General features: G+C 40.2%; 17 protein-coding genes. 6 read left to right on the top strand and 11 right to left on the bottom strand.

What is annotated here, in order from left to right; all coding sequences use genetic code 11:
- The first annotated feature begins 195 nt into the window (after positions 1-195).
- Together sppA and ansA are read left to right on the top strand one after the other, a co-directional pair.
- Positions 196-2,061, top strand: a complete 1,866-nt coding sequence (gene sppA / locus HUS62_RS01200; protein ID WP_175078274.1) for a signal peptide peptidase SppA — start codon at positions 196-198, stop codon at positions 2,059-2,061.
- 59 nt (positions 2,062-2,120) lie between these two features.
- The gene (gene ansA, locus HUS62_RS01195) at positions 2,121-3,131 is read left to right on the top strand and encodes an asparaginase (protein ID WP_054561413.1); all 1,011 of its coding nucleotides are present in this window, start codon (positions 2,121-2,123) and stop codon (positions 3,129-3,131) included.
- Positions 3,132-3,185: 54 nt separating this feature from the next.
- On the opposite strand, the gene gndA is transcribed toward ansA, so the two are convergent.
- Complete coding sequence (gene gndA, locus HUS62_RS01190) at positions 3,186-4,559, bottom strand: NADP-dependent phosphogluconate dehydrogenase (protein ID WP_054553937.1); 1,374 nt, start codon at positions 4,557-4,559, stop codon at positions 3,186-3,188.
- Between the two features lie 423 nt (positions 4,560-4,982).
- Between gndA and pyk the strand changes: the two genes are divergently transcribed.
- Positions 4,983-6,416 (top strand): pyruvate kinase, encoded by a 1,434-nt coding sequence (pyk, locus tag HUS62_RS01185; protein WP_054561412.1) that lies wholly within the window; start codon positions 4,983-4,985, stop codon positions 6,414-6,416.
- Between the two features lie 82 nt (positions 6,417-6,498).
- Here pyk and HUS62_RS01180 read toward each other — a convergent pair whose 3' ends face one another.
- The 10 genes from HUS62_RS01180 to thrS all read right to left on the bottom strand — a co-directional run bounded on the left by HUS62_RS01180 (position 6,499) and on the right by thrS (position 16,809).
- Complete coding sequence (locus tag HUS62_RS01180; protein WP_054554883.1) at positions 6,499-7,323, bottom strand: LytTR family DNA-binding domain-containing protein; 825 nt, start codon at positions 7,321-7,323, stop codon at positions 6,499-6,501.
- Positions 7,320-8,393, bottom strand: coding sequence for a sensor histidine kinase (locus HUS62_RS01175; RefSeq protein WP_054554884.1), 1,074 nt, complete (start codon positions 8,391-8,393; stop codon positions 7,320-7,322). Before HUS62_RS01175 ends, HUS62_RS01180 begins: the two co-directional genes overlap by 4 nt.
- Positions 8,394-8,548: 155 nt before the next feature.
- A complete protein-coding gene (locus tag HUS62_RS01170) occupies positions 8,549-10,105 on the bottom strand; it encodes a SulP family inorganic anion transporter (protein WP_175078273.1) in 1,557 nt (518 codons plus the stop codon).
- Between the two features lie 144 nt (positions 10,106-10,249).
- Entirely contained in the window at positions 10,250-10,708 is a 459-nt protein-coding gene (locus HUS62_RS01165; protein WP_036968198.1) for an Lrp/AsnC family transcriptional regulator, read from the bottom strand.
- 145 nt (positions 10,709-10,853) lie between these two features.
- On the bottom strand, positions 10,854-11,495 hold the full coding sequence (locus HUS62_RS01160) for an MBL fold metallo-hydrolase (RefSeq protein ID WP_175078272.1): 642 nt from the start codon (positions 11,493-11,495) through the stop codon (positions 10,854-10,856).
- Between the two features lies 1 nt (position 11,496).
- Positions 11,497-13,293, bottom strand: coding sequence for a M14 family metallopeptidase (locus HUS62_RS01155; protein WP_175078271.1), 1,797 nt, complete (start codon positions 13,291-13,293; stop codon positions 11,497-11,499).
- Positions 13,294-13,492: 199 nt separating this feature from the next.
- Positions 13,493-13,852, bottom strand: coding sequence for a 50S ribosomal protein L20 (rplT, locus tag HUS62_RS01150; protein ID WP_036968189.1), 360 nt, complete (start codon positions 13,850-13,852; stop codon positions 13,493-13,495).
- Between the two features lie 15 nt (positions 13,853-13,867).
- On the bottom strand, positions 13,868-14,068 hold the full coding sequence (gene rpmI / locus HUS62_RS01145) for a 50S ribosomal protein L35 (RefSeq protein WP_054554888.1): 201 nt from the start codon (positions 14,066-14,068) through the stop codon (positions 13,868-13,870).
- A 209-nt stretch (positions 14,069-14,277) separates the two neighbouring features.
- Positions 14,278-14,841: a translation initiation factor IF-3 gene (gene infC / locus HUS62_RS01140; RefSeq protein ID WP_082389338.1), complete on the bottom strand. Its 564-nt coding sequence runs from the start codon at positions 14,839-14,841 to the stop codon at positions 14,278-14,280.
- A 57-nt stretch (positions 14,842-14,898) separates the two neighbouring features.
- Complete coding sequence (gene thrS, locus HUS62_RS01135; protein WP_054561407.1) at positions 14,899-16,809, bottom strand: threonine--tRNA ligase; 1,911 nt, start codon at positions 16,807-16,809, stop codon at positions 14,899-14,901.
- A gap of 250 nt (positions 16,810-17,059) precedes the next feature.
- On the opposite strand from thrS, the gene HUS62_RS01130 reads away from it, so the two are divergent.
- From HUS62_RS01130 to HUS62_RS01120, 3 genes are all read left to right on the top strand, one after another.
- A complete protein-coding gene (locus HUS62_RS01130) occupies positions 17,060-18,073 on the top strand; it encodes an endonuclease/exonuclease/phosphatase family protein (RefSeq protein ID WP_175078270.1) in 1,014 nt (337 codons plus the stop codon).
- Between the two features lie 64 nt (positions 18,074-18,137).
- The gene (locus HUS62_RS01125) at positions 18,138-18,590 is read left to right on the top strand and encodes a DUF3010 family protein (protein ID WP_175078269.1); all 453 of its coding nucleotides are present in this window, start codon (positions 18,138-18,140) and stop codon (positions 18,588-18,590) included.
- 235 nt (positions 18,591-18,825) lie between these two features.
- Positions 18,826-20,541: an AMP-binding protein gene (locus tag HUS62_RS01120; protein WP_175078268.1), complete on the top strand. Its 1,716-nt coding sequence runs from the start codon at positions 18,826-18,828 to the stop codon at positions 20,539-20,541.
- The last annotated feature ends 133 nt before the right edge of the window (positions 20,542-20,674 follow it).

Below are 20,674 nucleotides of genomic sequence, written 5' to 3'. Positions count from 1 at the left end.
TGCCCCGTTAACTGGTCGAACCTCTATTTGAAATAGATTCTGCGGCAATAACTTAGAATAATCAACTTTTCACCGGTAATTATTCTGTAGCAAATTGTCGTTTTAAACACTCTGTTACTATTTAACAGTTAAATTTAAAGTTATTCTAAGCTAAGATGAGATCACTACTAAGCTGTACTGAATTAAGGATTTATTTTGCTAGCAAAGATATTTAAAGGCATTTGGACCGGGATTAATTTTTCCCGCCGTTTGGTCCTAAACATATTATTTCTATTACTAGTAATACTCTTCTTTGTTGCTATCACTGGTGAAGAAGACCAAGTAAAAGTAGCAGACGGAACCGTGCTACGCCTAAACTTAAATGGCCCTATTGTTGAAGAAAAAACGTATGTTGATCCTGTAGAAGCAGCAATCAACGATGCAACTATGGGTAATGAAGCACCATCAGAAATTCTTCTTGATGATGTTGTTGAAGTGATCAACCAAGCAACTAAAGATGATCGCATCAGTGTGATGCTTCTTGACCTACAAAAAATGCCAAGTGCACACATCAATAAGCTAAAACAAATAACTAAAGCAATTGATGCCTTTAAAGAAGCAGGCAAGCAAGTTATTGCAACGGGCTATTACTATACACAAGCTCAATACTATATTGCAGCCCACGCTAATGAAGTGTCTATGCACCCTTATGGTGGTGTGAGCATTGAAGGCTACAGTATGTTCCCGCTTTACTTCAAAGATGCGCTTGAAAAATTAAAAGTAACTCAACATATTTTCCGTGTTGGTACTTACAAGTCAGCGGTTGAGCCATTTATTCGTAATGACATGTCAGATGCGGCAAAAGAAGCGAATAGCGTTTGGTTAACTGCACTTTGGAACGAGTATAAAACTGACGTTGCTGCGAGCCGTCCATTCGATGAAAGCAATTTTGATGAAGATATGGATGTTTATCTTACAAAAATGCAAGCAGTTGACGGTAACTCAGGTCAGTACGCGTTAAATAATCAGTGGGTTGATTCTTTAAAAACCTCACAACAAATTCGCCAACAGCTTATTGAGTTAGTTGGTGCAGAAGAAACAGGCAAAACCTTTAAGCAAGTAAGCTTCCGTGAGTATTTATCGCTGGTAAAACCGCCTGTTGAGTTCGATAACCCAATCACTGAAAAAGTAGCTGTGGTTGTTGCGAAAGGCACCATTGTTGATGGCGAGCGTAAAGCAGGTGAAATTGGTGGTGACTCTACAGCAGCCCTACTTCGCAAAGCGCGTCTTGACGATAAAGTGAAAGCCGTAGTACTACGTATCGATTCAGGTGGTGGTAGTATGTTTGCTTCTGAAGTTATCCGTGCTGAAGTATTAGCTCTTAAAGCAGCGGGTAAACCGGTTATCGCTTCAATGAGCTCAGTGGCAGCATCAGGTGGTTACTGGATTGCATCTGCAGCCAATGAAATTTGGGCAGCCCCTAGCACAATTACAGGTTCAATCGGTGTATTCGGTACTTTCATGACGTTTGAAAATACTATGGCTGAACTAGGTATTTACTCAGATGGCGTTGCTACAACAGACCTTGCTGGCTTCTCTATTGCACGCCCACTTGATGAGAAGATGTCAGATATCATTCAAATGAGCGTTGAAAATGCATACAAACGTTTTTTAAATGTAGTGGCTGAAGCGCGTAACATGACCCCTGAGCAAGTTGATAAAATTGCCCAAGGCCGTGTATGGATTGCAACTCAAGCAAAAGAGCTGGGTTTAGTTGATAAACTTGGCGATAAGCAAGATGCAATTAAGGCAGCAGCTGAGCTTGCTAAGCTTAATCATTATGATGTTAAAACCATCAAGCAATCGCTTACACCACAAGAGCAAATGCTACAAGATATCTTTGGTACAGCGGCTGTTAAGAGCTTCTTTGCTAAGTCTGATTCATCACAATCAGTACTAGCAACAAAAGCCAACTTACAAAGCCTTATTAATCAGTTAAGTAGTGAAATTGATAACCTAAAAGATTACAACGATCCACAAGGCGTTTACGCTCGTTGTTTAGTGTGTAATGTAATTCAATAAGTTACTTAGCTAAGCGATTTTAGGTATACTAAGCCCAGTTATTTAACTGGGCTTTTTTTATGAAACGTAAACGTATATATATCGCCTATACGGGTGGTACTATCGGTATGAAAAAATCGAGCCGCGGCTATGTTCCGGCAGAAGGTTTTTTAACCGAAACAGTGGTCAATAATGCAGAGTTTAATCGTGATGAAATGCCTTTGTTTGATATTCACGAATATTGCCCGCTCATTGATTCTTCAGATATGTCCCCTGCCCACTGGCAATTAATTGCTGACGATATTAAGAGTAAATACCAAGACTATGACGGCTTTGTCGTTCTGCATGGTACCGATACCATGGCCTACACAGCTTCTGCTTTGTCTTTCATGTTCGAAAACCTAACAAAACCTGTGATTGTGACAGGCTCACAAATTCCATTGTCGCAACTTCGTTCTGATGGCCAAGTAAACTTACTTAATGCCATGTATTTAGCCGCTAATTACCCAATTGCTGAAGTAAGCCTGTTTTTTAATAACCAATTATTCCGTGGTAACCGTGCAACAAAAGCCCATGCTGATGGCTTTGATGCCTTTGCATCACCGAACCTTGAACCATTAGCACTGTCTGGAATTAATATTCAACTGATCAAAGGGCAACTAAGCCCTTACGTTGATAACGAACTACAGGTGTCAAATATCACACCACAGCCAATTGGTGTGCTTTATCTCTACCCTGGGATCAGTCCAAAAGTGGTTAAAAGTTTAGTTAATGACGACATCAAAGCACTTGTTTTATTAAGTTTTGGCGTCGGTAATGCCCCGCAAGATCCGGCGTTCTTAGACATTCTTAATGATGCAAGTAAACGCGGTATGGTGATTGTTAATCTAACACAGTGCTTAAAAGGCCAAGTTAATATGGGCGGTTATGCAACCGGTAATGCCTTATTAAATTGTGGTGTGATCAGTGGCTACGATATGACATTAGAAGCCTGTTTGACCAAGTTACACTACTTATTTAGTCAAAAGCTTGAAGTAGAAACAATTCGTCACTTGATGCAAGACAACCTGCGCGGTGAGCTAAGTCGTTAATACAGCAAATACAAAAAAGGCACCAATTGGTGCCTTTTTTATGCTTTTTGATAATTAACGAACTTTTTCGTCAATCTCAACTAAGTCTGTTAAATGGCAAATCTCACCACTGTGAGTTTTAATACCATGTTCACCGAAGTAGTCACGTTGTGCTTGAACAAGGTGACCATTACTTGGTGTTGTTAACGTCGCAATGTAAGTTTGCGTTGCAGTTAACACTGGGAATGCAAGACCAGATGCAACTGCTGCACCCGTTACCTTACGTAATGCTGCTGATTCACGCTGCATAGAATCAATAAATTCTACACCTTCAGCTACATTGTCTAAGTAATCAGCACGGATGATACAACCTGCGCGCCACGTTTGTAGCGTTTTAGAAAGATCTACTTTCCACTGATGCGCACGAGACGCACCTTTGATAAGGGCTAAACCTTGACGGTAAGCAAGTAAACTTGCCAATGTGAATGCATCTTTTAGCTCTGCTAAGTCTAAATCAACGGTATCAGTTGCTTTAGCAGCGTAAGTCATTTCTTTAGCAGCATGTGTATCACAAGTATTTGTTAAGTGACGTGCTTGAACAGCTGCAACTAGTGATGGCACTGCAATACCAAGCTCTAAGGCATTTTGTGCAGTCCATAAACCTGTACCTTTCGCGCCAACTTTATTGTCGATTAAATCAACTAGTGGCTCGCCTTCAGTCGTTTCAAGGCTCAAGATATGGCTTGAAATTGACAGTAAGTAGCTATTTAAAGTGCCTTCAGACCATTCATTGAAAATGTCAGCCACTTCTTTTGGTGAACGATTAGTACCTAAACGTAATAATTGATACATTTCTGCAATTAATTGCATTAACGCATATTCGATACCGTTATGAACCATTTTCACAAAGTGACCACTTGCAGATTGGCCTACACGTGCAAAACACGACTCACCTTTATAGCTTGCCGCTACTTTTTCAAACCACGGCTCAACACGCTCCCAGCCGCCTTCTGAACCACTTGCCATCATTGCAGGACCGTGACGTGCGCCTTCTGCACCGCCAGAAATACCCATAGTGGCAAATTCAAATTTGTTTTGATATTTAAGTTTACGGCTAATGCCATCTTTGTAGTTACTGTTGCCGCAATCTACGATAATGTCATCACAGTCAACACCTGCTTCTGCAAGCTCTGTACATACTTTATCAACCAATTCACCAGCAGGAACTAAAAGAAGAATCGAACGAGGCGGCTCTAAGCGTCTAACCATATCATTTAAATCAGACACAATATGTAAACGGTCTGCCAAACCTAGTGCTTTCGCACAGCTTAGTAACTCGGCACCCGCATCTGGGTTTTTATCATAAGCTACTAATGTCAGCCCTTTTTCAATCAGGTTGAGGGCAAGATTTTTACCCATAACGCCTAACCCTACTAATGCAACTTGCATTTAGTGTCCTCCTCGGTAACAACTATTGGTTAGTTAATCAAAATAATTACGCGCGCATTATACCCAAGCAGCCCAAAAATGCGAGCTTGACAGCCAACTTGAGATAAATCATCGAAATCATGAAGCGACGTTGCCCCCAGTATATCAAAATAACCAAGGCATCGGACCAGATTTTTATAATACCCTTTAAAAAGGTATGTGTATTGACGCTACCTGACACCGGTGTCATAATAACGTCATTCACGCTTTGTATACTCTATAATTAATACAAAGAGCCAGATTCTCATAAGTAAAAACAATCATTTTTTACTTATGAGTTCTACATTGTGCTTATGTATAAGCCTATATTAAAGGTTTATAGCACGACATTTTAATAGATAACCATCAATTCGCTTAATATATTTGAGCGCACAGGAGAATTTGATGCTAAGACGCACAAAAATTGTTGCGACCCTTGGACCGGCAACCGATCGCGATAACAACCTAGAAAAAATTATTCGTGCAGGTGCAAATGTGGTTCGTTTGAACTTCTCACATGGCGTAGCACAAGATCACAAAGACCGCGCAGAAGCGGTACGCAGCATTGCTAAGCGTTTAGGCAAACACGTTGCTATCCTTGCAGACTTACAAGGTCCTAAAATTCGTGTATCAACGTTTAAAGACGGTAAAGTAAACCTAGAAGTTGGCGCAAAATTTACCCTTGATGCAAAAATGGAAAAAGGCCAAGGCGACGTTAATGCGGTAGGTATCGACTATAAAGAGCTACCTAACGACGTTAAAACAGGCGACTTACTGTTATTAAACGACGGATTAATTCAATTAACAGTAGATAGCGTTGACGGTGACCTAGTTCACACGACTGTTACCGTTGGTGGCGTACTTTCAAATAACAAAGGTATCAACCGTTTAGGCGGTGGTTTAACAGCCCCTGCTTTTACTGATAAAGATAAAGAAGATTTAATCACTGCTACTGAGATTGGTGTTGATTATATTGCTGTTTCATTCCCACGCAGTGGTGACGACATGCGTTATGTTCGCTCTTTAGCAGAAGCCGCTGGCTCAAACGCACAACTATTAGCAAAAATCGAACGTGCAGAAGCAGTTGAGAACGTTGAAGCAATTGACGATATCGTACTTGCTTCTGACGCTGTAATGGTTGCGCGTGGTGACTTAGGTGTTGAAATTGGTGATGCAGCCCTAGTTGGTAAGCAAAAGCTTATCATTAGCCGTGCTCGTTCACTTAACCGTACAGTTGTTACTGCAACACAAATGATGGAATCTATGATCGATAACCCTATGCCAACACGTGCAGAGGTTATGGACGTAGCAAACGCCGTATTAGATGGTACTGATGCAGTTATGTTATCTGCAGAAACAGCCGCTGGTGACTACCCTGAAGAAACCGTAGCGACTATGGCTCGCGTTTGTTTAGGTGCTGAATCACAAAAAGAAACGCACGTTTCTAAACACCGTTTAGATAGCCGTTTTTCATCAAATGCTGAATCAATTGCATTATCTGCGATGTATGCAGCTAACCACTTAGATTCTGTTAAAGCTATTGTGACTCTGACTGAATCAGGTAGTACAGCTAAATTGATGTCGCGCATCAGCTCTGGTTTACCAATTTATTCATTATCACGTCATCCAAGCACGCTGGGCCAAACAGCACTTTACCGTGGTGTTTATCCAGTATTTTTCGATTCGACGAAATGTGAAGATGAAAGCATGGTACGTGATGCATTAAACACACTTGTTGAGCAAGGCTCACTAGTTGCAGGTGATACTGTGATTTTAACTCACGGTGATGCAATGGAAACGATTGGTGCAACAAACACAATGAAGATTGTAACTGTTTAATCTGTTACAAATTTTCAATAAAAAAGGCGCAATTAATAATTGCGCCTTTTTTGTTTTTAACTTACTAAATTTTGAACAGCTATTAGCTCGCGAGCGCTGCTTTCACTTTATCGCGATAGCTACGGCTTACTTTTAGTTCTTGGCCGTTATCTAGCACTAACAGGTATTCACCACTTACTTGAGTTACAAGTTTGCTAATTTGCTTAGTATTCACAATGGCACTGCGATGAACTCGCACAAATAGTTGTGGATCAAGCTCTTGTTCAAGCTCTTTCATTGTTTTACGAAGGATATGCGTTTGCCCATCTTGGCAATGAAGGCACATATAATCACCAGCCGCATCAACCCATTGAATTGTAATAACAGGCACACGAACAATTTCGCCCTGCTCTTTTACTGCTAATGATTCTGGGTAACGACGATCAGCAAGGCTATCGCCCGTTGCTAACTTCTTTAAAATTTCTTCGCAATTATTGCCTGTAATACCTGCAACAAAGCTCGCTAGTTTTTTCTTATGGGCGTTATCTTGTTGCGTTTTTAAATAGGTATGCACTTTTTCTACCGCCTGTTTTAGTCTGTTGTCATCGACTGGTTTAAGAATATAATCCAACGCATGAATCTCGAATGCTTTAACTGCAAACTGGTCAAAAGCCGTTACAAACACAATAGCGGGTAATGGATTTACGCTCTCACTAAGTGCTCTTGCAACTTCAAAACCGTTCATATTTGGCATTTGAATATCTAAGAAAACCAATTGAATATTGCCCGATAAGCATTCATCAATTGCCTCTTGACCATTGCTACATAAACGAATGACTTCTAAATCGTCAAACTCAGAAAGTCGAACTGCTAAGCCTTTTCTTGCTAGCGGTTCATCATCAACGATCAAAGTTCTAATTTTGCTCATTTCTTAACAGCCTTTTCAAACGGAACGCGCAGATTAACTTTTAATCCACTTGGCGTATTGTCAGAGAGAACAAACGAGTAGTTGTTCTCATAAAGTGTTTTTAAGCGGTCCTGTGTATTAGCTATGCCAACGCCTTGAGAATTAACCAGTTGGCCATTTTTAAGCTCAGTGCCAGGACCATTATCGCCTACTTCCAATAATAGTTCATTTGCAAAAACTTGTGCTTTAATATCAATCACACCACCTTCATTTAGTTGCGCTATCGCATACTTTATCGAGTTTTCGATAATAGGTTGGAGGATCAAGCTTGGTACCAAGGCTTCTTTTGCCTGCTCGCTTACATCTACATTAACTTGTAAACGTTCATCAAAGCGTACTTTTTCAATTTCTAAGTACAGCATGAGGGCATGAATTTCTTGCTCTAATGGCACCTTTTTTATTGGGTCGGTATTGAGTGTGTATCGTAAGAAGTCACTCAATTTTGACACCATTAAATTTGCATCTTTGTTCTCTTTTACCAAAATTAAGGTTGAGATTGCATTTAGGGTATTAAATAAGAAATGCGGATTAAGTTGATAGCGCAGCATTTTCAGCTGAGCTTCGTGAGCCATAGTGGTTGCTTTTAGAGCCTTTTGTCGCTCACTTTGCAATAGCTGGTAATACTTAATACCAAAATACAAACCACTCCAACAAAGGATGATATAAACCGAATCTAAACCTTGTTGAAAGTAATAAAACCATTCATTTGGACGGTAACCGTGACGGTAGATTTCCCATAAATTGAATTTTTGTACAACGGCCCATAATGTGCCTGTGACATAGGAAGCACCAAAAACGACAAGCATTAATACCCAAGGTGAGGCATTCCAAACTTTACGATACATATAACGTAAAGGTACTGTCATTAAACAGCCTGCATAAGCGTTTAATACAATAACAAATACGTAAATATCACGCATTTCAAAGACTTTTGAGCCGATATAATTAACTAACGCATAACCTATCCAGCCTGCAATTTGCAAAACCCAGAAAAAGCGTTGTCGATTATCAACTAATGATTGCCAATTCAAAATATCAGATTACCTTTCATAATTATTTTTATTATACCGATAGTCACGAGAACAAAGCACTGCCGCCTATCTTAATTTTTTATAGCCTTACCGCATTCTTCAGACATTAAAAAAGCGAAGACCACAACAGCCTTCGCTTTTTCTCTGCTTTATTTTTAAGCTAGTTTATCTGAAGCCACTTTATAATTTGGATCTTCAATCACATTGACTTCAACTAAATCACGCGCATTGTGTAAAAGTTGAATACAATCAGGGCTTAAATGACGTAAATGCAGTTTCTTACCCACTTTTGCGTATTTGTCTGCGAGACTGTCAATCGCTTCAATCGCACTGTGATCAGCAACACGGCTATGTTTGAATTCAATGATCACGTCTTCTGGGTCATTTTTAACATCAAATAACTCACCAAAGTTCTTAACCGAACCAAAGAATAAAGGACCATGAAGCTCATACACTTTAGAGCCTTGCTCATCGATGTAATTGCTTGTGTAAATGTGTTTAGCATGCTGCCAAGCAAAAACTAAAGCCGAAACAATCACACCCACACATACCGCGATCGCAAGATCTGTTACTACGGTTACACCTGAAACAAGTACGATAACAAAAGCATCAGACTTAGGTACACGCTTCATCATCTTGAAGCTTGCCCACTCGAAGGTACCAAGAACAACCATGAACATAACACCAACTAAGGCAGCAAGTGGGATCATTTCAATGAGGCTGGCTGCAAAAATGATGAATGCTAGCAGTATTATTGCGGCACTAATACCAGATAAACGTGAACGACCACCTGAATTAATATTGATCATAGATTGGCCAATCATCGCACAACCACCCATTGCACCGAAGAAACCACAGGTAATGTTTGCAGCGCCTTGACCAATACACTCTTTGTTACTGTGACCACGGGTTTCAGTAATTTCGTCAATTAAGGTCAGTGTTAATAACGATTCAATTAAACCAATCGCCGCTAAAACTAAAGCGTAAGGGAAGATAATTTTTAATGTTTCAAGATTAAATGGCACCATCGGAATATGGAACTCCGGCAAGCCACCGGCAATTGTTGCTTGCTCATTGCCTGTCATCCCTTTTAAGAAATCAAGTACAGTGCGCGCTTCTAAATCAAAACCAATCACAATCGCTGTTACAGTAACAATGGCAGCTAACGATGAAGGTACAGCAGTGGTTAGCTTAGGTAAGAAATGAATAATAGCCATAGTTAACGCTACTAAGCCAAGCATAATATAAAGTGCTTGCCCTTCCATCCACTGTTGGCCGCCCATACCGTCTGGTACTTTAAATTGCCCAAGTTGAGCTAAGAAAATAACAATCGCAAGACCATTTACAAAGCCCAGCATTACTGGGTGCGGAACCATGCGAATAAACTTGCCGAGCTTGAAGATACCTGCGAGTACTTGCAGTATCCCCATTAATAAGACGGTAGCAAATAAATACTCTACACCATGATCTAAAACTAAACTTACCATTACAACGGCTAGTGCACCGGTAGCACCAGAAATCATACCTGGACGACCACCAAAAATAGCCGTAATTAAGCCAACAATGAATGCGGCATATAAACCAACCAAAGGCTCAACATTAGCAACAAAAGCAAACGCAACCGCTTCTGGTACCAATGCCAACGCAACGGTCAGGCCTGATAGAATATCGTTTTTAGCAGAGCTTGGCGCTTTGCTGAGTAAGTTAAACATTAAGATCCTCTTTATAGTGAATGCATTTCGGCAAGGCGCAGAATTCTAGCAAAATCCGCAAAAGTTAACAATTATTAACAACAAAACGGCTAGTACCTAAAAGCACTAACCGTTTTCGAAAAAATAAAACGTAGTAGAAAAAGATTAAAGAGGTAAAGACGTACTACGCTTAACGCATGTCATGGTCACATTTGAGTGAACTTCTTGAACAAACTCAAGGTTTAGTAGGTTATCACGAACAAACTGCTCATAACCTTCAATACCTTTAGAAATAATTCGAAGCATGAAGTCCATGGTACCCGCCATGCTGTAACACTCGGTTACTTCATCATAGCTCATAATTAAACGCTCAAACTCAGCTAGATTCGTTCTACCGTGGTTAGATAGACGAACATGGGCATAAACTAACATATCAAAGCCAAGCTTTTTCTCGTCAAGCAAAGCAACTTTACCTTTGATATAGCCATCTTGCTCAAGCTTAGCAATACGACGCCAACATGGAGATTGAGATAAACCAACTTTATCGGCAATTTCTGCCGTAGATAAGCTAGCATCCTGCTGTAATAATGCCAAAATTTGGCGATCTACTTGGTTCAGAGACATTTTATTTCTTTTTCTGTAAAAATACTGGTTAAATTATATAACTGATTTAAAAATCAGTCTGCCTATTTTCTACTATTTATGCAAAAATATTGCAATTTTATACTGATCCACTTACAAACTACTAAGCTATTGTTACGCGTTGGCATTAACCAAAACGTCCGCTAATAAATGGATTGGTTTTTCGCTCATGCCCTACGGTGGTATTCGGACCGTGGCCTGGCAAAATAGCAACTTCATCAGAGAATGATAAAATCTCAGACTTAATTGATTCGATTAATTGAGCACTATCCCCTTTCGGGAAGTCAGTACGACCGACAGAGCCTTGGAAAATCACGTCCCCCACAATCAGCTGTTCTGAACCTTGGTGGTAAAAAACAACATGACCAGGCGTATGCCCTGGGCAATGGCGTACAGATAATTCAAGTTCACCCACTGCGATTGTATCGCCATGATTTAGCCACTTCGTTGGATAAAATGGTGTAATTGGTGCAAAACCAAACATTTGCGCTTGCATTGGCAAGGCATCAAACCAAAATTTATCATCTAAATGTGGGCCAATGATATCAACGCTAAAATGCTCTGCGAGTTGCTTTGCAGCTCCCACGTGGTCTAAGTGGCCATGTGTTAAATAAATTGCCTCTAATTGGCAATTTAAAGCAGCAAGTTCTGCTTGAAGTTTGTCTGCATCGCCACCTGGGTCAACCAAGGCCGCTTTATTCGTTTGCTCACAAATGATAATGCGGCAATTTTGCGCAAAGCCAGTAACAGGAACAGCTTTCACTTTCATGTTATTGTCCTTTTTGTAACTGCTCAAACGCCATTAAAATTGGGTATTTTAAATAGCCTTGATCATAAAACGGTGTACGCTCATAAAGCCAATGCAAGCGCGCATCAGCATCTTTTGCAAAGCTTTTATCTTCACGAATTTTTTTATCGAACTCTAAAGCCAATGCAGGTTTTTCTTTTAGCATTTGACGTGCATACGGCATTAAAGCGTAATTCTCAACGTATTCAGTACGCTGAAAAATAGTATTAAACTCGCCCCAAGCAAAGAATGAATCTGGCGCTTCTGGGTGTAGTAAGTGCGTCGCCAGCTCTGAATATGGCTGCTCAGTTGAGACTTTGTACCAGCCGGTCATATCGACATTTTCTACGGTATTGTAATCAAATGTCGCCTCTACACGAAAACGTCCTTCAAAAGGTGCTTTTGCAAATGAATAATCAGCAACGCTTGCTTGGGTTAATGGCTCAGAAACAGTTTCATTAAGTGTCGTTACTTCTACGCCGTGTAATTTAAGCTTACTTACCAAATGGCTATACGCCGGCGGAATATAAAACGCTGTAGGAACGTTAACGGTCTTTTTAACCTCTTTCTGCCAGTAAATAGGCAAAGCGTCATAGTTTTTAACTTCACCTAAATATTTAACTTCAGGTTGCCCTGACAATGCACTTTCAGTTCTTGAATAAGCGATACCTTTAAATTCGATGGTATCTGGCTCTTTTGCATAACCACGTTCAACAACTAATTGTGTCGGTTTGAAATCTAGCTCTTTTTGAACAGCTTCATTAAGGGCTTTATCGTTTGCAGCTAAAGCGTCAATAGCACCATCAATAAATACATAAGTACCTAATACGCGCTGCTTATAAGGTTTTAAAGAGTGGTTCTCAACTAATATTGTTGGTAATGAACGTAAATCACCCCAGCCATTTGAAAAACGTGGTGTTGCCACCCAACCCGCTAAACCTTTTTTAAATTCGCGCTTGTCCATTACAAAAACCAGTGGACCAGGAATATGCCCTGCTTTTTCGAGTTTGGCATCAATAACAGGTTTAAACAGATTATCTAACGCTTGTGACACACTTGGTGATTCACTAGAAAAAACCGGATTATAGCCGTAGGTCACGTCATACTGATAATCAGCACCATCTGTTACATGGACATCCACGTATAAGTCTGGCTTAAATTGATTAATAACCTGCATTACACCGCGTACTTCGGGTGTATCCAGCTTAGTGTAATCACGATTTAAATTTAAATTTAGACTATTCGTTCTAAAGCCCATTTCTACTGGACCACGCTGATTAATACGGTTGTATTGGCTACTACGCTCGTGACCATCAACGTTTAAAATAGGAATAAACAGAATATTGACTTTGCTGAGAATATCGCGGCGTTTACCTGTTGCAATATCGCGTAGCAACATAAACATGGCGTCTTTGCCATCAATTTCACCACTGTGAATGCCTGCTTGAATAAAGATGGTTGGTTTTGTATCAGCAACAAGTTGTTTGGCATCAAACAAACCTTGCTCATTCGCCACTAACATCTTAACCGCACGACCAGCGCTGCTTGTCGCAATAGTCGTTACTTTGAATTGTGTTGGGTTTGCGGCAACAAGGCGATCTACGAAAGCCATAGTGTCTGCATAATCAGGCGATAAAGTGCCTTCGCTTAATTCAAAATCTGTGGTTAAAGGTCCTTTTTCTTGCATTAAAGACACACTATCGCCTTGCCATGGCAACAGTGGGGGTAAGTGGCTGTCTAAAGTTACTGCAGCAGATAAAAACACTAAACTCGCAAACATATCACTCTCAAGTGCGGTACTTATTCTATATTGAGGAAATTATAACAACTAATCTGAATGGATTGCGTAAACTGCGGTGATTCAACAAAAAAATGGAGCAAACGACATACGCTATGCAAAATCGTTGTTAGTTATGAATATTAATTAAGATCAAAAAAAGGAGCACAAGGCTCCTTTTTAAACTTTATGAAAAGCGAAATTAAGCCGCTAGGCCTTCTTTTGCTTTTGCAACAAGCGCTGCGAATGCAACTTGGTCATAAACAGCGATATCTGCAAGGATCTTACGATCGATTTCTACAGAAGTCTTTTTAAGACCATTGATAAAACGGCTGTATGAAAGACCGTTTTGACGAGCTGCTGCATTGATACGTGCAATCCAAAGTTGACGGAAAGTACGTTTCTTAGCACGACGGTCACGGTAAGCGTATTGACCCGCTTTGGTAACTGCCTGGAAAGCTACGCGGTAAACACGTGAACGTGCTCCGTAGTAACCTTTAGCTTGCTTTAAAACTTTTTTGTGACGTGCACGTGCGATAACACCGCGTTTAACTCTTGCCATTTCTGAAGACTCCTATTAAGCGAATGGTAACATACGTGAAACTAGACCATGGTCATTCTTATGAACCATCATCTTAGGACGTAAGTGTAATTTACGCTTAGAAGTTTTCTTAGTCAGAATGTGACGAAGATGCGCTTGTTTACGCTTGAAACCGCCAGAAGCAGTTTTCTTGAAACGCTTAGCCGCGCCTCTGTGAGTTTTTAGCTTGTAAGCCATTGCAATAACTCCAAATGTATTGCTTAAAAATTAGCAAGCAGGCGAGAGATATAAAAATAGCTCTACTTTTAAGGCCTAACTTACTGCCATAATCCGGTGAAGGTTCACTACAAAAGCAGTGCAACCTTACTTAATAACCGGTTATTTCAGGTGAACAGTAAACTGTTACTTGCAGACCTGAAATAAAATCGGTGCGTAATATACCCTGTTTATTGCTTTTTAGCAATAGGCGCCATCATCATAACCATCTGGCGACCTTCAACACGATTTGGGAATGATTCAACTTGTGAAACATCTTCTAAATCGGCTTTAACACGGTTTAATAATTCGATACCAATTTCTTGGTGAGCCATTTCACGACCACGGAAACGGATAGTGATTTTAGCTTTATCACCCGCTTCTAAGAACTTGCGTAAGTTGCGTAGCTTAACCTGGTAGTCACCTTCATCCGTACCTGGACGGAATTTGATTTCTTTAACCTGGATTTGCTTTTGCTTTTTCTTTTGTTCTTTTAGTTCTTTGCTTTTTTCAAAGATGAACTTACCGTAGTCCATAACCTTACAAACAGGTGGCTCAGCATTAGGACTGATTTCTACAAGATCTACACCCGCATCATCAGCGATAGCTTGCGCCTCTTTTAATGACACGATGCCAGCTTGCTCGCCGTCGATGCCAATTAAACGAACTTCTTTAGCTGTAATATCTTCGTTGATACGATTTTTTTGAGCTGTTTGTTGCCCTTTCTTGCCGCCTCTAATGGTACGATCCTCCAAGAATATAAAATAAAAAGCGTGTAGTTGGCTGTTTGTTTTGCCCTACACGCTCATGATTTATTGTCGATTTTTAATTTCTTCGCTTACTTTAGCAACGAAATCATCAACACTAAATTTGCCTAGGTCTTCACCTGTGCGAGTGCGTACTGCCACTTCTTGTTGTTCAACTTCTTTATCGCCAACAACAAGTAAATATGGAATACGTTTTAACGTATGTTCACGGATTTTAAAGCCAATCTTCTCATTTCTCAAGTCAGCAGCGGCTCTAATTCCAAGTTTATTTAATTTTTGTACAATTTCTTGCACATAATCTGCTTGTTTATCCGTGATGTTCATGATCACAACTTGCTTAGGAGCAAGCCACGTTGGGAACAAGCCAGCGTATTCTTCAGTTAAAATACCGATGAAACGCTCAATTGAACCTAAAATCGCGCGGTGGATCATAACTGGTGTACGACGTTCGTTATTTTCAGCAACATAAGTTGCACCTAAACGACCTGGTAATGCGAAGTCTAGCTGTACAGTACCACATTGCCATGCACGGTCTAAACAGTCATAGAGTGTAAACTCAATCTTAGGACCGTAGAATGCACCTTCACCTGGTAGGTAATCAAACTCAATGTCGTTTGCTTTTAATGCATCAGCTAGCGCAAGCTCAGCTTTATCCCACATTTCATCTTCACCGATACGCTTTTCTGGACGAGTAGATAGTTTTACAACGATCTTCTCAAAACCAAACGTTTCGTATGTGTCGTAAACCATTTTGATACATGCAGAAACTTCATCCATGATTTGCTCTTCAGTACAGAAGATATGCGCATCATCTTGAGTAAAGCCACGTACACGCATTAAGCCGTGTAATGCACCTGATGGTTCGTTACGGTGACAACAACCAAACTCAGCCATACGTAATGGAAGATCACGGTATGATTTTAAACCTTGGTTAAAGATTTGTACGTGACCCGGACAGTTCATTGGTTTGATTGCGTATTCACGCTTTTCAGATTCAGTTGTGAACATCGCATCTGCGTATTTGTCCCAGTGACCTGATTTTTCCCATAAACCACGGTCCATCATTAATGGGCCTTTAACTTCTTCGTAATCGTACTCACGTAATTTTTCACGAACGAAGTCTTCTAGTTCACGGTAAATGCTCCAGCCATCATTGTGCCAAAACACCATGCCTGGCGCTTCTTCTTGCCAGTGCCATAAATCAAGCGCTTTACCAATACGACGGTGATCACGTTTTTCAGCTTCTTCTAAGCGTTTTAAATACGCTTTAAGTTGCTTTTTATCTGCCCATGCAGTGCCGTAGATACGTTGCAGCATCTTGTTTTCAGAATCACCGCGCCAATAAGCACCTGCCACTTTCATGATTTTGAAATGTTGACAGAACTTCATGTTTGGAACGTGTGGACCACGACACATGTCGATGTATTCTTCGTGATGGTATAAGCCTGGACGATCATCTTTCGCGATGTTCTCGTCTAGGATTTCCATTTTATAGGTTTCACCACGCGCTTCAAAAGTATCGCGTGCTTCTTGCCAGCTTACGGTCTTTTTAACAACGTCGTAGTTTGTTTTAGCAAGCTCAAGCATACGCTTTTCGATAGCATCTAAATCATCTTGGCTTAAAGAGTGTTCCATATCGATATCGTAATAGAATCCGTTATCGATGGTCGGACCGATTGCCATTTTTGCTTCAGGGAAAAGCTGCTTAACTGCATGACCAATAAGGTGCGCACATGAGTGACGGATAATCTCTAAACCATCATCATCTTTTGCTGTGATAATTTCTAAACGCGCATCTTCAGTGATTAAGTCACATGCATCAACACGAGTACCATTAACACGGCCTGCAATCGTTGCCTTGGCAAGACCTGGACCGATATCGCTCGCTACGTCATATGTACTTACTGGGTTTTCAAAACTACGCTGACTGCCGTCAGGGAGGGTAATAACTGGCATTATAAATCCTTAATACAGTGGTGATGCCTACAATGCATCACATGTAATATTTTTAAAAAAAATTTTATGTAACTCTGCAACGCTTTTACGAATAAGCATTGCTATTTAAGCTTGTATTTACTGAGTCTTCGCAAATACAAGCAGCTATTGTCGCCGCTCGCGTTCTCAAATACAAGTAGTTAGAAGACTAAATTGACAATTAGTTAAGTCATTTCATACTTAGTGAGTCAGTACTTTTAGAGTGATGAAAATGCCAAACACGCGTACGTTCAAATTCGCAACGTTTAATTTATTAAATTACACCGCGCCACCCTACTCGTTTTACCAATTACATGAACGCTATAACAATACGCAATGGCAGCAAAAACAATTGTTTGTAGCTAATTTCTTAAATGAGGCAAACCCTGATGTGGTGGCGTTTCAAGAAGTGTTTAGTCAGCATGCTCTAGAAGTGCAATGCAAAGAAGCGGGATATGATTATTTTAAAACGGTCGATAGCCCGTCCCATGATAGCCTTTATCCGCAAGTGTTATTCAATCCTGTGGTTGCGATTGCCAGTAAATACCCGTTTAAATCGGCCGATGCATTGACACCATGCCCTGAATTACTTGAGTACTTAAACAATCAAAATGAGTTCAAATTTAACCGCACTCCGATTAAATGCATCATTGATTTACCTGATTTTGGTGAAGTCTGTTTTTATGTTGTTCACTTTAAGTCACAACGTGTGCAATCAATGGCGCATATTCTTAATATTCATAACCTTGAAGATCCGTTGCTGCAGTTGTTACACCAGACTGTGGGTACCATGCAGTCTCAAATATCGCGTTCATTGGAAGCATCTATTGTTTATTATGATGCGCTAAAAACCCAACGCGAAAAGCTATGTGCAACGCTCGTTATGGGTGACTTTAACGATGTACTTACTAGCCCTACTTTATCGTTTATGACACAAGGGTTTCATCCTACACGCTGTGAGCCCTGCATAGAACATAACGAACCCGTTGTTGGCCTAACCGACAGCTACGAGTTTAGCCGCTCGTTTTATGATAATAAAAACAAACCCTTTAGCCATTATTACCAAGGTAAAGGTAATGTACTAGATTATATTCTTGCCTCTGCACATTTTAATCCCGATTGCCAAGTTTCAAAGGTGAAAGCACTCGACTATGAAAGTTATGACAAGCATATTTCCCCTACACAACTGACCGAAGACATTAGTGTAAGTGACCATAGTGTTATCGCTATAAAAATTCATTTTTAAAGCAACTGTTTTTCATAACGTTACTTGCTATAATTGCGCAAATTAAGTTATTTAGAGAATGACCATGAGAACATGCGGTGTAGAAATTACAGGTAGCGACGTACTACTGTGTATTTTAACCAAAGACAATGACGTATTTGATATCCGTGATGTCAGACAAACACGTTTTACCTTAGGTAACGGTAATGACACAGAAGTAATGCGTAAATTCCAATTTGATTTCAAAAAATTAATGGAAGATTACCAAATTGACTCTGTAGCAATCAAAGAGCGCCAAGCTAAAGGTAAATTCGCTGGTAGTGCGAAAGGTTTCAAAATGGAAACGGCTATTCAGTTAATCGAGCACTTAGATGTGCAAGTTTTATCTGCAACTGAGATCAAAGAGCAGCTTAAGCGCAACCCAGTACCTATTGATTTTGAAGACACTGGCCTGAAAAAATTCCAAGAAAACGCATTCATTAGTGCTTACGTGTACATCATGCGTAAAACTTATAAGCAAGATGAGCCAAAAGCTTAATTTCTGCTTATTCTTAAAAGAACGTGCTACGGCACGTTTTTTTATACCTCAAAACCCATTCTTTATTCTGCTTTATTAAAATTACACTCTGTACATTAGTCTTATAAAGCTTTTCTTTGTCGACAATCTATGTTTAGTTAATCAGGTACGCATGTTTTGAAATCATTCTAAATGATTGTTTCAATTCTTTTGCATCAAGTCCATGACAACAAATTAACCGGACACGGAGAATACAATGCAGACAAAGAACACACACTGTAATGCGCTTCCACTTACTCAAAGCTATTATCAAGGCCTTACAGACATTCCATTGATAGAACAAACAATTGGACAGTACCTTGACAGTATTGTCGACAATTACCCTGATCACCCCGCAATTGTGGTTCATCATCAACAGATCCGATTAACCTATAGACAATACCAGCAGCAGATTAACCAGTTAGCAATGGGATTATTATCACTTGGCGTAAAACCTGGCGACCGGGTTGGTATTTGGTCTCCTAACAATATTGAATGGTGCTTAACCCAATTTGCTACAGCCAAGATTGGTGCAATTATGGTGTGCATCAACCCTGCATACCGACCAAGCGAATTAAAATACGCACTCAATAGTGTTGAGTGTTCAACACTTATCACAGCAAGTGAATTTAAAGCCAGTAATTATATAAGCATGCTCAATGAGCTCGCACCGGAACTTAAAGATTCACAAGCAGGTGAATTAAATTTAAACGCCCTGCCACATCTAAAAAATATAATTCGTATTGGTGATGAGCCTGCTACTGGCATGTTTAGCTTCAGCGATATCATGCAGCGCGCAACAGATGCCCAAAAGCTAGAGCTTGATGCAATAGCTGCCACTTTACATTGTGACCAAGATATCAATATTCAATTTACTTCTGGTACTACGGGTAATCCAAAAGGAGCGACCTTATCGCATAAAAACATCCTCAATAACGGATTTTTGATGGCCCAAGCGATGAAGCTGACACATGAGGATAAACTCTGTATTCCTGTACCGCTATATCACTGCTTTGGTATGGTGCTTGGCAATTTAGTATGTATAAGTAAAGGTGCTACCGCAGTTTTTCCGGGTGATTCATTCGACCCTAAAACAACCCTAGAAGTTGTTGAAAAGGAACGCTGTACCGGCCTGCATGGTGTTCCAACTATGTTTATCGCCGAGTTAGAGCTTAAAGATTTTGCAAACTATGACTTATCTAGCCTACGAACAGGCGTAATGGCCGGCTCAACCTGCCCTGAGCAAGTTATGCGTAAAGTTCACTCATTAATGCATATGAAAGAAGTTGTAATTGGTTATGGCCAAACTGAGTGTAGCCCTATCAATAACGTGACCGAAACAGACTCGCCTCTCGAAAAACAAGTTACCACAGTGGGCCGTGCATTAGCCCATACTGAAGTGAAAATTATCGACGAGCTGGGTGATATTCAAAAAGTTGGCATACCGGGTGAAGTATGTAGTCGTGGTGCTGGAATTATGCGCTGCTATTGGAATGATGAAGAGAAAACGAAAGCAACAGTTGATCAAGACGGTTGGTTACATTCTGGAGACTTAGGTGTGATGGACGAAGATGGTTTTGTTGCTATTGTTGGCCGAATAAAAGACATGATCATCCGTGGTGGTGAAAACATTTACCCAAGAGAAATAGAAGAAGTTCTCTACACCTACCCTGGTATTCAAGATGCAGCCATATTTGGCATTAGCGATGAAAAATACGGTGAAGAAGTATGTGCCTGGATCCAACCTAAAGATGATGCAGTACTTGATGAAAATGCCATTCGTGATTTCTTAAAAGATAAACTAGCCTATTTCAAAGTACCAAAGCACATCCGCTTTGTTGAAGAATACCCAATGACAGTAACAGGCAAACTTCAAAAATTTAAAATGCGCGAACAAATGCAAGAACTCCTAAGCGAAAAAGCCTTTTCGTAATCATTTACTTGAAAAATACTCTCAAATTTCAACCAAGCTCAGCACCGCTGAGCTTTTTAATTTATTAAGACACCCATATTAAATTAAGACGCCCATATTTATTTAAGGAGTTAACCGAGCTTCATTTCTAAAG

The sequence above is a fragment of the Pseudoalteromonas sp. 0303 genome, assembly GCF_013349995.1.
Taxonomy (GTDB): Bacteria; Pseudomonadota; Gammaproteobacteria; order Enterobacterales; family Alteromonadaceae; genus Pseudoalteromonas.
The sequence above is the reverse complement of the archived record's forward strand: the minus strand, read 5'-3'. Positions and strand labels throughout refer to the sequence as shown.

Excerpts from the sequence above, each read along its gene's own strand:
- ansA (WP_054561413.1), top strand. The coding sequence starts at position 2,121 with ATGAAACGTAAACGTATATATATCGCCTATACGGGTGGTACTATCGGT.
- gndA (WP_054553937.1), bottom strand. The coding sequence starts at position 4,559 with ATGCAAGTTGCATTAGTAGGGTTAGGCGTTATGGGTAAAAATCTTGCC.
- pyk (WP_054561412.1), top strand. The coding sequence starts at position 4,983 with ATGCTAAGACGCACAAAAATTGTTGCGACCCTTGGACCGGCAACCGAT.
- HUS62_RS01180 (WP_054554883.1), bottom strand. The coding sequence starts at position 7,323 with ATGAGCAAAATTAGAACTTTGATCGTTGATGATGAACCGCTAGCAAGA.
- HUS62_RS01170 (WP_175078273.1), bottom strand. The coding sequence starts at position 10,105 with ATGTTTAACTTACTCAGCAAAGCGCCAAGCTCTGCTAAAAACGATATT.
- HUS62_RS01165 (WP_036968198.1), bottom strand. The coding sequence starts at position 10,708 with ATGTCTCTGAACCAAGTAGATCGCCAAATTTTGGCATTATTACAGCAG.
- HUS62_RS01160 (WP_175078272.1), bottom strand. The coding sequence starts at position 11,495 with ATGAAAGTGAAAGCTGTTCCTGTTACTGGCTTTGCGCAAAATTGCCGC.
- HUS62_RS01155 (WP_175078271.1), bottom strand. The coding sequence starts at position 13,293 with ATGTTTGCGAGTTTAGTGTTTTTATCTGCTGCAGTAACTTTAGACAGC.
- rplT (WP_036968189.1), bottom strand. The coding sequence starts at position 13,852 with ATGGCAAGAGTTAAACGCGGTGTTATCGCACGTGCACGTCACAAAAAA.
- rpmI (WP_054554888.1), bottom strand. The coding sequence starts at position 14,068 with ATGGCTTACAAGCTAAAAACTCACAGAGGCGCGGCTAAGCGTTTCAAG.
- thrS (WP_054561407.1), bottom strand. The coding sequence starts at position 16,809 with ATGCCAGTTATTACCCTCCCTGACGGCAGTCAGCGTAGTTTTGAAAAC.
- HUS62_RS01130 (WP_175078270.1), top strand. The coding sequence starts at position 17,060 with ATGCCAAACACGCGTACGTTCAAATTCGCAACGTTTAATTTATTAAAT.
- HUS62_RS01125 (WP_175078269.1), top strand. The coding sequence starts at position 18,138 with ATGAGAACATGCGGTGTAGAAATTACAGGTAGCGACGTACTACTGTGT.
- HUS62_RS01120 (WP_175078268.1), top strand. The coding sequence starts at position 18,826 with ATGCAGACAAAGAACACACACTGTAATGCGCTTCCACTTACTCAAAGC.